This is a genomic window from Streptomyces cahuitamycinicus (assembly GCF_002891435.1).
Classification (GTDB): Bacteria; Actinomycetota; Actinomycetes; order Streptomycetales; family Streptomycetaceae; genus Streptomyces; species Streptomyces cahuitamycinicus.
On the sequence record NZ_POUC01000043.1, the window covers coordinates 20900 to 31783 of the forward strand.

Below are 10884 nucleotides of genomic sequence, written 5' to 3' on the forward strand. Positions count from 1 at the left end.
GCTCGCCAGGCAGGGCATCGGTACATGTCCAGTAATTCAGAGAAGGCTCCTGGCGCTCCACTAAGGCACCTGCCCGATCCCGCCCCCCGGTCCTTAGCCCCACGATGACCAGGTATGACGAGCAAGAGGAACAATCCGACCCGGCCGCTCGTGCGCGTCCTTCGCGACCGGGACGCGGGGCTCTGTCTCGCGGGCGTGGTGGTGTCCGGCTTCGGTACCTCGGCGCTGTGGCTGATGTCCGGCGTGTGGGTCAAGGATCTGACAGGCTCGGACGGCCTGGCCGCGCTGTGCATGCTCGCCATGTGGCTGCCGGCCCTGGCCGGGCCGCTGCTGGGCACGCTCGCCGACCGGGGCCGTCGCAAGCCGCTGCTGACCGGCGTGAACCTGCTGCTGGGCGCCCTCGTGCTCACCCTCGTGAGCGTCGACGCCCCGGGCGACCTCTGGCTGCTGTACGCGGTGCTGTTCGTGTACGGCGCGGCGGGCGTCGTCGCCGACGCGGCCGAGTCGGCGCTCGTGGCGACCGCCGTCGACCGGTCCCTGCTCGGCGACTTCAACGGCCTGCGGATGACGGCCACCGAGGGCATGAAACTCTTGGCCCCGCTGGCGGGCGCGGGTCTCTACGCGGCATACGGCGGCGCGAGTGTGGCCCTCCTGGACGCGGCGACGTTCGTGCTGGCCACAGGTCTGTACGCGGCGCTGCGCGGGTGGGAGGGCAGGCCCGCCCGGCCCCAGGACGGCCACCGGCGGCGGACCACCGAGGGTGTCCGCCACCTGTGGGCGCACCCGGTGCTGCGCCCTCTGGTCATGGCGGGCGGCGCCACGATGCTGTGCGCCGGCCTGAACGGGGCGATGGTGTACGCCGTCGTGGACGGCCTCGGGCACCCCCCGGCGTACGCCGGTGTGCTGTACGCCGTGCAGGGCGCCGGTTCGGTCGCGGTCGGCCTGCTCTCCGGCCCCGCTCTGCGCCACCTCGGGGCGCGGCGTTTCGCGGCCTCGGGCATCGCCCTGCTGGCGCTCGCGGTGGCCCTGCGGGCGGTGCCGTCCGACCCGGTGGCGCTGGTGTGCAGCGGGGCGATCGGCGCGGGGCTGCCCGCGGTGCTGATCGCCACGCTGACGTCCGTGCAGCGCGAGACGCCGCGTGTGCTGCTGGGCCGGGTCACGGCCACCGCCCACACCCTGGTGTACACACCGAACGTGATCGGGCTGGCCGCCGGGGCGGCCCTGGTGGAACCGGTGGGCCACCGGCCGGTGCTGGTGTCCCTGGGCGCGGCCCTGCTGGTGACCGCGGCGCCACTGTTCCCACCCCCAGCCGGGGCCGGGGCCGTCACCCACCGGTGACGACCCCGCCGTCTCAACACCCGGCGAAAGCAGAGGTGAGCCACCGGCTGGTGCTGGTGGCCCCGGGGCGTGGCCCTGCTGGTGACCGCGGCGCCACTGTTCCCACCCCCAGCCGGGGCCGGGGCCGTCACCCACCGGTGACGGCCCTCACCGTCAGCGCCCGGCGAGGGCGGAGCGGACCGTCTCCAGATCGTCGTCGGACGCCAGTCCGGCGTGATACAGCCGCAGTTCGGTGGCGCCCAGCCGCCGTGCCTCGGCGGCGTCGGCGGCGAGGGTGCCGGGGCTGCCGCCCATTCCCGAGACGACGGTGAAGTTGGCGGCGATGACGGCGCTCTCGCGCCCCTGCCGCGCGAACGGCGTGAGGGTGCCGGTGCCGCCCGCGCAGGGGACGACCACACCGTCCGCGACGGACAGGATGTGCGCCGGGTCGACGCCGGGGTTGGCGCCGACGTGGTACGACACGGGGTCCGCGTGCAGCAGCACCCGGAAGCCGTCGGGAGCGGCCGCCCGGACCGCCGCGACGGCCTGTTCCTGGAGTGTGCGGGCGGTTTCCTCGCGGTACGCGCGCGTGGTGTTCGCGAGCGTCTCGCCGAGGAGCTTCTCGACGCCCGCCCAGGCTCCGTCGGAGGGCGCTCCCTGCCACACCGGCTCCAGCGCGGTCCGCACGGCGGCCGCCAGCCGGTCGGCGTCCAGGCCGTGCCGGCCGTAGCCCTCCCTGCAGGACGGGCAGAAGCACAGCGCCATCAGGTACTGCCCGGCATCCCCGAGGCCGACGCCGCCGGTCTTGTCGTGGGCGTGCAGATGCTGGAGGCCGTACCAGCCGAGGGACTCCAGCTCGGTGCCGCGCGCCCCGGGCCGGACGGCGGCCTCGGCGGCAAGGTCGGTCAGGTACGCGCGCGTGGCGGGCTGTGCGATGCACGGCGCCCAGGGGTAGCGGTCGCCGTAGGCGTTGACGACCGAGGTGTGCGGTTGCTCGGCGCCCATACGGGAGTTGTGGGCGAGGACGACCCAGGTGTGAACGACGAGCCCGGCGTCGGCGAGCGCGTCGGCGGCCTCGCCGAAGGCGTCTCCGGGGGCCCAGGCGCCGGCCGCGTAGGGGCGCAGTTCGCGCCCGGCCCAGCGGTCGTCGGCCGGGTACAGCACGGCGGCGTGCTCGGCCGTGACGATGCGGTGGCGCGGGTGGCGGGGCGTGAGGGCGCGCGTGGAGTGGTAGGCGGCGGCCAGGGTCACCTGCTCCACGCCGAGCGCGGCGATCCGCGCGGGTGCCTGCGGGTCCCCGTTGACGTCCCAGGGGTAGACGAATGCCGACGCCTTCACTTGGCCTCCTCCAGCAGCGCGTAGCCGCGTTCGATCACTTCGGCGAGCTGCTTGACATGATCCTCGGCCGGCTCGTGCAGCGGGGGCCGCACCTCCCCGACGTCGAGGCCGCGCAGCCGTACACCGGCCTTGACCAGGGCGACCGCGTAGCCGCGGCCCCGGTCGCGCAGTTCGACGAACGGGCGGTAGAAGCCGTCCAGCAGTTTCACCACGGTGGCGTCGTCGCCGGTCCTGAGGGCCTGGTGGAAGGCGAGGGCGATCTCCGGTGCGAAGCAGAACACGGCGGACGAGTAGAGCGTGACACCGAGGGCGCGGTAGGCGAGCTGGGTCTGCTCGGCGGTGGGCAGGCCGTTGAAGTAGAGGAAGCCGCCCGGGACCTCGGAGCGGACGGCGCTGACGACACGCTGCATGAGGTCGAGGTCGCCGAGCCCGTCCTTCAGGCCGATGATCCCGTCCGTGCGGGCCAGGGCGACGACCGTCTGCGGGGTGAACACGGCGTTGTCGCGCTGGTAGACGATGACCGGCAGGGCGGTCGCGGAGGCCAGCTCCCGGTAGTGCCGCAGCAGCCCCTCCTGTCCGGCGACGACGAGGTAGGGCGGCATGGCGAGCAGCCCGTCCGCGCCGGCGGCCTCGGCGAGGCGGGCGTAGCGCACGGCGAGCGCGGTGCCGTACCCGGCGCCCGCGACGACCGGTACGCGCCCGTCGGCGGCCTCGACCGCGGCCCGTACGCAGGCCTCGAACTCCTCGGGCGTCAGCGCGTGGAACTCGCCGGTGCCGCAGCAGGCGAACACGGCGGCGGCTCCGGCCTCCACCCCCCGCCGGACGTGCGTGCGGTAGGTGTCGAGGTCCACGGAGCCGTCGGGTCCGTAAGCGGTGACCGGGAAGAACAGCGGCCCGCTGGGGATGTCGAGTCGAGTGGCGAGAGGGGCTGGCGTCACAAGCTCTCCCGGTTCCATATTCATGATTGGCGTCTATATTTCTGAACAACTCCACGCTAAGGTGCCCCCGCGGCGCCGGTCAAGCGCGCGCACCCACGACGCACCTGCGGATTCGCCCCCTCCGCGGCATACTTGACGGGCTCCACCCCGGCTCCTTAGCGTGTCCACGCATATGAATGCCGTGCGCTCATGTGCACGGTTGGCGATCAAGGAGATCCGAGGATGCCCGCTCCCCGCACCGTCCTGCTCACCGGCGCCGCCGGCGGCCTCGGCACCCTGATGCGGGGCCTGCTCCCGGCCTACGGCTACGACCTGCGCCTGCTGGACCTGCGCCCGGTCGAGGGCGAGCCCGGCGCGATCACCGCCGACCTTGCCGACCGGGACGCCGTGCGCGAGGCCGTCCGGGGCGTCGACGCGATCCTCCACCTCGCGGGCATCTCCCTGGAAGCGCCCTTCGAGAAGATCCTCAAGGCCAACATCGAGGGCACCTACCACCTCTACGAGGCCGCCCGCGAGGAAGGCGTCGGCCGGATCGTCTTCGCCTCCTCCAACCACGCCGTCGGCTACACCCCCCGCCCCCGGGGCGACGACCCACTCATCCCGATCGACACCCCGCACCGCCCGGACACCTTCTACGGCCTGTCCAAGTGCTTCGGCGAGGACCTCGCGCAGCTCTACTGGGACAAGCACGGCCTGGAGACGGTCTCGGTGCGCATCGGCTCCTGCTTCCCGGAGCCGACCAGCGTGCGCATGCTCTCGGTGTGGATGAGCCCCGCCGACGGCGCCCGCCTCTTCCACGCGGCCCTGAGCGCCGAGCACGTCGGCCACACCGTCGTGCACGGCTCCTCCGCCAACACCCGGCTGTGGTGGGACCTCGGCACCGCCCGGGCGCTCGGCTACGAGCCGCAGGACGACTCCGAGCCGTACGCCGAGAAGCTCATCGCCGAGCAAGGCGAGCTGCAGGACGGCAACGAGGCGCACGCCTGCCTGGGCGGCCAGTTCGTGACGGACCCGCCGATCTGGCCGTACTGACCGGAAACGGTCGTCACCGGATCGGGCGGGCAGAGAACGGGCCCGCCCGCTCGGGCATTCGGGCACGACCCCGAGACGGCGGGGAAGCGCCCTCAGGGGCCCGGGGAACTGCGCGACCAGCCACAACGCACCAGCAGACGCCCACGGCCCCTCCCCGCCACGCCGCACACCCGCACGACCGAACGGGCACACCCGGGCAGGATCCCGCCCGCAACAGACCTGGCCACCGCGGAACACCCCCTGTAGAACTTCCCCCATGGCCCGACCGAGGGCCCGAACGGGCAGCACGGCAGGAAGGCGGGTGACGGCCTATGAACAGAACCGCGGAAGAACGCCAGCGCGAGATCGTGCTGACCGCACGCCGGGACGGCGCCGTCGACGTCACCGCCCTCGCCGCCGGACTGGGCGTGGCCAAGGAGACGGTACGGCGGGATCTGCGCGTCCTGGAGGACCACGGCCTGCTCCGCCGCACCCATGGCGGCGCCTACCCCGTGGAGAGCGCCGGTTTCGAGACGACGCTCGCCTTCCGGGCCACGAGCCACGTCCCCGAGAAGCGCCGGGTCGCGGCCGCCGCGGCCGAACTGCTCGGCGACGCCGAGACCGTTTTCGTCGACGAGGGCTACACCCCGCAGCTCATCGCCGAGGCACTCCCCCGGGACCGGCCGCTGACCGTGGTCACCGCGTCCCTGCCGGTCGCGGGCGCCCTCGCCGAGGCCGAGCACGTCTGCGTGCTGCTGCTGGGCGGCCGGGTGCGGCGCGGCACCCTCGCCACCGTCGACCACTGGACGACGAAGATGCTGTCCGGCTTCGTCGTCGACCTGGCGTTCATCGGCGCCAACGGCATCTCCCGCGAACACGGCCTCACCACCCCCGACCCGGCCGTCAGCGAGGTCAAGACCCAGGCGATCCGGGCCGCACGCCGCGTGGTCTTCGCGGGCGTGCACACCAAGTTCGGAGCGGTCAGCTTCTGCCGGTTCGCCGAGGTCGGCGCGCTGGAGACGATCGTGACGAGCACCCTCCTGCCGGTCGCCGAGGCCCACCGCTACTCGCTGCTCGGACCGCAGGTCATCCGCGTCTGACCGGCACCCTGCCGGTCAAGACCCGCGTCCTCGCGGGCGGGCGGCCGGTGGTCCGCATCGGCGGTCCATCTTCCCCAGGACACCCACACGCCCTGTGATGCCCCTTATCTCCCCATACCTCCAGGAGCGATCCATGCGAACCCAGAGCCGACGACGGCCACCGCGAGCCCCGCTCGCCCTGGCCGCCGCAGGGACGCTGCTCGCCCCGCTGCTCTCCGGCTGCTGGGTCGGCGCGGGCGGGGCCGGATCCGGCGGCGACGCCATCAACGTCCTGATGGTCAACAACCCGCAGATGGTCGAGTTGCAGAAGCTGACCCGCGCCCACTTCACGAAGGAGACGGGCATCAAGGTCAACTTCACCGTCCTGCCCGAGAACGACGTCCGCGACAAGATCAGCCAGGACTTCGCCAACCAGGCCGGCCAGTACGACGTCGCCACCCTGTCCAACTACGAGATACCGATCTACGCCCGCAACGGCTGGCTGCACGAGATGAACGGCTACGTCGCGAAGGACCCCGCCTACGACGAGCGGGACGTCCTGAAGCCGATGCGTCAGTCCCTCACCGCGGACGACGGCAAGCTCTACGGCCAGCCCTTCTACGGCGAGTCGTCCTTCCTCATGTACCGCAAGGACGTGTTCGAGAAGAAGGGCCTGACGATGCCCGCGCGCCCCACCTGGCGGCAGGTGGCGGACCTCGCCGCGAAGGCGGACGGGGCCGAGCCCGGCATGAAGGGCATCTGCCTGCGCGGCCTGCCCGGCTGGGGCGAGGTGATGGCACCGCTGACGACGGTCGTGAACACCTTCGGCGGCACCTGGTTCGACAAGAACTGGAAGGCGCGGCTCGACTCCCCCGCCTTCGAGAAGGCGACGAAGTTCTATGTCGACCTGGTGCGCGAGCACGGCGAATCCGGCGCCGCCCAGGCCGGATTCGCCGAGTGCCTGAACAACATGACCCAGGGCAAGGTCGCCATGTGGTACGACGCCACCTCCGCGGCCGGTTCCCTGGAGGCCGCCGGCTCCCCGGTCAAGGGCAAGGTCGGCTACGCCCCCGCCCCCGTCGAGAAGACCGAGTCCTCCGGCTGGCTCTACACGTGGGCCTGGGGCATCCAGAAGGCCTCCCGCAACCCGGACAACGCCTGGAAGTTCGTCTCCTGGGCGTCCGGCAAGGACTACGAGGAACTGGTCGGCGACGAGGTCGGCTGGTCGAACGTCCCGGCCGGCAAGCGGGCCTCCACGTACGCCAACGCCGACTACCGCAAAGAGGCCGCCGCCTTCCAGGAGATGACCAAGGAGGCCATCGAGAAGGCCCGGCCGAACGACCCCGGCGTCCAGCCGCGGCCCGCGCCCGGCATCCAGTTCGTCGGCATCCCCGAGTTCACCGACCTCGGCACCAAGGTCTCCCAGGAGATCAGCGCGGCCATCGCCGGACGCCAGTCCGTCGAGTCGGCCCTGAGGAAGGCCCAGGCGCTCGCCGAGAAGATCTCCGAGGAGTACGAGGGACGATGACCGCCACGACGACGGCCCCCGTGGCCGCACCTCAGACGGGAACCCCAGCCCGCCGTCCCTCCGCCCGGCTGCGCGCCTGGGCCACCCGGGCCCCGCTGCTGCCCGCCCTGATCTTCATGATCGTCGTCACCCAGCTGCCCTTCGTGGCCACGCTGGTGATCTCCTTCTTCGACTGGAACAGCCTCTACCCGGGCGCCCGCCACTTCACCGGCCTCGACAACTACCAGGAGGTCCTCACCGACGCGGACCTGCGCCACTCGGTGTGGACGACCGTGCTGCTGACGGTGGCCGTGGTATTGGCCAGCCTGGTGCTGGGCCTCGTCCTCGCCCTGCTGCTGGACCGGAGGTTCCGCGGCCGGGGCATCGTGCGGACGCTGCTGATCGCACCGTTCCTGGTGGTGCCGGTCGCGGCGGCCCTGCTCTGGAAGCATGTGCTCTACAACCCTGAATACGGCCTGCTCAATGGGCTGTTGCACTATGTGGGCGGGCCACAGCCCGACTGGATCTCCACCGCCCCGCTGCTCGCGGTCGAGGCGTCCCTCGTCTGGCAGTGGACGCCGTTCATGATGCTGATCCTGCTCGCCGGCCTGCAGAGCCGCGACCACGAGCAGATCGAGGCGGCCCGCGTCGACGGCGCGAGCGACTGGCAGATCTTCGTCCACCTGACGCTCCCGCATCTGCGCCGCTACCTCGAACTGGGCGCCCTGCTGGGCTCGATCTACATCGTCCAGAACTTCGACGCGGTCTTCACGATCACCTCCGGCGGACTCGGCACCGCCAACCTCCCGTACACCGTCTACCAGAGCTTCTACCAGGCCCACGAGAACGGCCTCGCCTCGGCCGCCGGCGTCCTGGTGGTCATCGGCTCGATCGTCATCGCGACCTTCGCCCTGCGCGTGGTGTCGTCCCTGTTCCGCGAGGAGGTGTCCCGCGCATGAGCACGACCGCACCACACGCCCGCCGGGCCCGTGGCAAGGGGGCGGGCCTGGGCCTGCTGGCCTGGCTGCTCGGCATCGCGTTCTTCCTTCCCATCGCGTGGATGGCGCTGACGTCCTTCCACTCGGAGACCGACGCGGCGACCAACCCGCCGTCCTTCGCGGCCTCGCTCACCCTGGACGGCTACCGCGAGTTCTTCGGAGCGGGCGGCGGGGCGAGCCCCTGGCCTGCCCTGATCAACTCCACGGTCGCCTCCGTGGCCTCGACCCTGCTGGTCCTGCTGCTGGCCTTCCCCGCCGCGTACGCGCTGTCCGTCAACCGGGTCCGCAAGTGGACGGACGTGCTGTTCTTCTTCCTCTCCACGAAGATGCTGCCCGTCGTGGCCGGCCTGCTGCCGATCTACCTGTTCGCCAAGAACGCCGGGATGCTCGACAACATCTGGCTGCTGGTCATCCTCTACACCTCCATGAACCTGCCGATCGCGGTGTGGATGATGCAGTCGTTCCTCGCCGAGATCCCGGTCGCGGTGATAGAGGCAGCCCGGGTGGACGGAGCACGGCTGCCGACGGTCCTCGCGCGCGTGGTCGCCCCGATCTCCCTCCCCGGCATCGCCGCCACGGCGCTGATCTGCTTCATCTTCAGCTGGAACGAGCTGCTGTTCGCCCGGGTGCTCACGGGCGTGGTCGCCGAGACCGCCCCCGTCTTCCTGACCGGCTTCATCACCAGCCAGGGCCTGTTCCTGGCGAAGGTGTGCGCCGCGTCGCTCGTCATCTCCCTGCCGGTGCTCGCCGCGGGGTTCGCCGCCCAGGACAAACTGGTCCAGGGCCTGTCGTTGGGAGCCGTGAAATGAAGGCCGCCGTCATCGAGTCCGTGGGCAAGGCCGTCGTCGCCGAGGTCCCGGACCCGACGCCAGGGCCGCGCGAGGTCGTCGTCGAGGTCGCGGCCTGCGGGCTGTGCGGCACGGACCTGCACATCCTCCAGGGCGAGTTCGCCCCGGAGCTCCCGATCGTGCCCGGGCACGAGTTCGCCGGCGAGGTCGTCGGGGTCGGCACCCGGGTCACGGAGGTGTCGGTGGGCGACCGGGTCGCCGTCGACCCCTCCCTGTACTGCTACGAGTGCCGCTACTGCCGTACCGGCCGCAACAACCTCTGCGAACGCTGGGCGGCGATCGGCGTGACCACGGCCGGGGGCGCGGCCCGGTACGCCCTCGCCCCGGTGGCGAACTGCGTGAAGCTCCCCGACCACGTCCGCACCGAGGACGCGGCGCTCGTCGAGCCCCTCTCCTGCGCGGTGCGGGGCTACGACGTGCTCCAGTCCCGCCTCGGGGCGCACGTGCTGATCTACGGCTCCGGCACCATGGGCCTGATGATGCTGGAGCTGGCCAAGCGCACGGGCGCGGCGAGCGTGGACGTCGTCGACGTGAACCCGGCCCGTCTGGAGACGGCCCGCAGCCTCGGCGTCTCGGCGTCGGCGGCGAACCCCGACGAACTGGACCGCCCCCAGGGCTGGGACCTGGTCGTGGACGCCACGGGCAACGCGGCGGCGATCCAGGACGGCCTGGCCCGGGTGGCGAAAGCGGGCACGTTCCTGCAGTTCGGCGTGGCCGACTACGCGACGCGGGTGACGATCGACCCGTACCGCATCTACAACCAGGAGATCACCATCACGGGTTCGATGGCGGTCCTGCACAGCTTCGAGCGGGCCGCGGAACTCTTCGCGAACGGCGTCCTCGACCCCGGGATCTTCATCAGCGACCGCGTCCCGCTGGAGCGGTACCCGCAGGCGCTGGAGCAGTTCGCGGCGGGTGTCGGCCGCAAGATCGTGGTCGTGCCGTAGGGCAACGGACCGTGCCTTGCGGGGACGGGCGAAATCCGGTGGGACGCCCGCCCCCGCCGCCGTACGCTCGCGGCATGCCACGACCCCACGGATTCACCTACGAGCAGCACACCGGCGGGACGGTCCGCATCAGCCACCACGGCCGCCCCGCCACGACCCTGAACGGCCCCCGGGCCGCGCAGTTCCTCGCCGAGGTCGAGACCTCCGACGCCCAGCTGGTGATGGCCCGCTGGACCGGCAACTACAAGCGGGGCAACGAACGCACCGCCCGCGCCCACCCCCGCAATCGCCGCTGAAGCCCCCTGGCGAGCGCCGTGACCCGATTGGCCGCAAGGTAAGGGAACGGCAAAACCGCTTCGCTCGTTCACCCGGCATGACAGCTATGACCCCCGGCTCGAACATCCCCCTGTCCGCCGCCCGCGTGACGGTGGACGTCACCGCCCCGGTGCGGCTCGACGTATCGGGCCTGCTGCTCACCGCCGACGGCAAGGTGCGCTCCGACGACGACTTCATCTTCTACAACCAGCCGTCGGGCCCCGGCGTGACGTACCGCTCGGGCGGCGGCAGTGCGCCCGACGCGATCGTGGTCGACACGGCGGCCGTGCCCCCGGGCATCGAGAAGATCGTCGTCACGGCCAGCCCGGACGCCGCGGGCCAGACCTTCCAGGGCATCGAGCCGACGGCCACCATCCGCAACGCGGACGACGGCTCCGTCCTGGCCACGTTCACGCCGCCGCAGCTCGGCGGCGAGACGGCCCTGGTCATCGTGGAGGTCTACCAGCGAAGCGGCCAGTGGAAGGCCCGCGCCGTCGGCCAGGGATACGCCAACGGCCTCGCGGGCATCGCCACGGACTTCGGTGTCACGGTGGAGGAGCCGGCCGCGGCCGCCCCGCCCCAGCCG

General features: G+C 72.0%; 11 protein-coding genes. 9 read left to right on the forward strand and 2 right to left on the reverse strand.

The genetic code is table 11. The features are described from left to right. The first annotated feature begins 114 nt into the window (after positions 1-114). Positions 115-1338 (forward strand): MFS transporter, encoded by a 1224-nt coding sequence (locus C1J00_RS08785; RefSeq protein ID WP_102908472.1) that lies wholly within the window; start codon positions 115-117, stop codon positions 1336-1338. A 153-nt stretch (positions 1339-1491) separates the two neighbouring features. Here C1J00_RS08785 and C1J00_RS08790 read toward each other — a convergent pair whose 3' ends face one another. Next, positions 1492-2655 carry a hypothetical protein gene (locus C1J00_RS08790; protein ID WP_102908473.1) on the reverse strand — a complete coding sequence of 388 codons (1164 nt, stop codon included), beginning with the start codon at positions 2653-2655 and terminating at the stop codon, positions 1492-1494. Then, a complete protein-coding gene (locus C1J00_RS08795; RefSeq protein ID WP_102908474.1) occupies positions 2652-3593 on the reverse strand; it encodes a 5-dehydro-4-deoxyglucarate dehydratase in 942 nt (313 codons plus the stop codon). The genes C1J00_RS08790 and C1J00_RS08795 overlap by 4 nt, the downstream gene beginning before the upstream one ends. A 222-nt stretch (positions 3594-3815) precedes the next feature. On the opposite strand from C1J00_RS08795, the gene C1J00_RS08800 reads away from it, so the two are divergent. The 8 genes from C1J00_RS08800 to C1J00_RS08835 form a co-directional block, all read left to right on the forward strand. Then, positions 3816-4625 (forward strand): NAD-dependent epimerase/dehydratase family protein, encoded by an 810-nt coding sequence (locus tag C1J00_RS08800; RefSeq protein WP_102908475.1) that lies wholly within the window; start codon positions 3816-3818, stop codon positions 4623-4625. Positions 4626-4936: 311 nt separating this feature from the next. Continuing rightward, positions 4937-5704 carry a DeoR/GlpR family DNA-binding transcription regulator gene (locus C1J00_RS08805; protein WP_102908476.1) on the forward strand — a complete coding sequence of 256 codons (768 nt, stop codon included), beginning with the start codon at positions 4937-4939 and terminating at the stop codon, positions 5702-5704. 133 nt (positions 5705-5837) lie between these two features. Next, complete coding sequence (locus tag C1J00_RS08810) at positions 5838-7211, forward strand: ABC transporter substrate-binding protein (protein ID WP_102908477.1); 1374 nt, start codon at positions 5838-5840, stop codon at positions 7209-7211. Continuing rightward, entirely contained in the window at positions 7208-8149 is a 942-nt protein-coding gene (locus tag C1J00_RS08815; RefSeq protein WP_102908478.1) for a carbohydrate ABC transporter permease, read from the forward strand. The genes C1J00_RS08810 and C1J00_RS08815 overlap by 4 nt, the downstream gene beginning before the upstream one ends. Then, positions 8146-8997, forward strand: coding sequence for a carbohydrate ABC transporter permease (locus tag C1J00_RS08820; RefSeq protein ID WP_102908479.1), 852 nt, complete (start codon positions 8146-8148; stop codon positions 8995-8997). The genes C1J00_RS08815 and C1J00_RS08820 overlap by 4 nt, the downstream gene beginning before the upstream one ends. After that, a complete protein-coding gene (locus C1J00_RS08825; protein ID WP_102908480.1) occupies positions 8994-9983 on the forward strand; it encodes a zinc-dependent alcohol dehydrogenase family protein in 990 nt (329 codons plus the stop codon). The genes C1J00_RS08820 and C1J00_RS08825 overlap by 4 nt, the downstream gene beginning before the upstream one ends. 74 nt (positions 9984-10057) lie before the next feature. After that, the gene (locus C1J00_RS08830; RefSeq protein WP_102908481.1) at positions 10058-10279 is read left to right on the forward strand and encodes a hypothetical protein; all 222 of its coding nucleotides are present in this window, start codon (positions 10058-10060) and stop codon (positions 10277-10279) included. 77 nt (positions 10280-10356) lie between these two features. Further along, the coding region (locus C1J00_RS08835) for a TerD family protein (protein WP_180989466.1) at positions 10357-10884 on the forward strand (528 nt) is incomplete at its 3' end.

Bases quoted from the DNA above. Each gene is read 5' to 3' on its own strand.
- C1J00_RS08785 (WP_102908472.1), top strand. From the start codon at position 115: ATGACGAGCAAGAGGAACAATCCGACCCGGCCGCTCGTGCGCGTCCTT.
- C1J00_RS08800 (WP_102908475.1), top strand. From the start codon at position 3,816: ATGCCCGCTCCCCGCACCGTCCTGCTCACCGGCGCCGCCGGCGGCCTC.
- C1J00_RS08805 (WP_102908476.1), top strand. From the start codon at position 4,937: ATGAACAGAACCGCGGAAGAACGCCAGCGCGAGATCGTGCTGACCGCA.
- C1J00_RS08810 (WP_102908477.1), top strand. From the start codon at position 5,838: ATGCGAACCCAGAGCCGACGACGGCCACCGCGAGCCCCGCTCGCCCTG.
- C1J00_RS08815 (WP_102908478.1), top strand. From the start codon at position 7,208: ATGACCGCCACGACGACGGCCCCCGTGGCCGCACCTCAGACGGGAACC.
- C1J00_RS08820 (WP_102908479.1), top strand. From the start codon at position 8,146: ATGAGCACGACCGCACCACACGCCCGCCGGGCCCGTGGCAAGGGGGCG.
- C1J00_RS08825 (WP_102908480.1), top strand. From the start codon at position 8,994: ATGAAGGCCGCCGTCATCGAGTCCGTGGGCAAGGCCGTCGTCGCCGAG.
- C1J00_RS08830 (WP_102908481.1), top strand. From the start codon at position 10,058: ATGCCACGACCCCACGGATTCACCTACGAGCAGCACACCGGCGGGACG.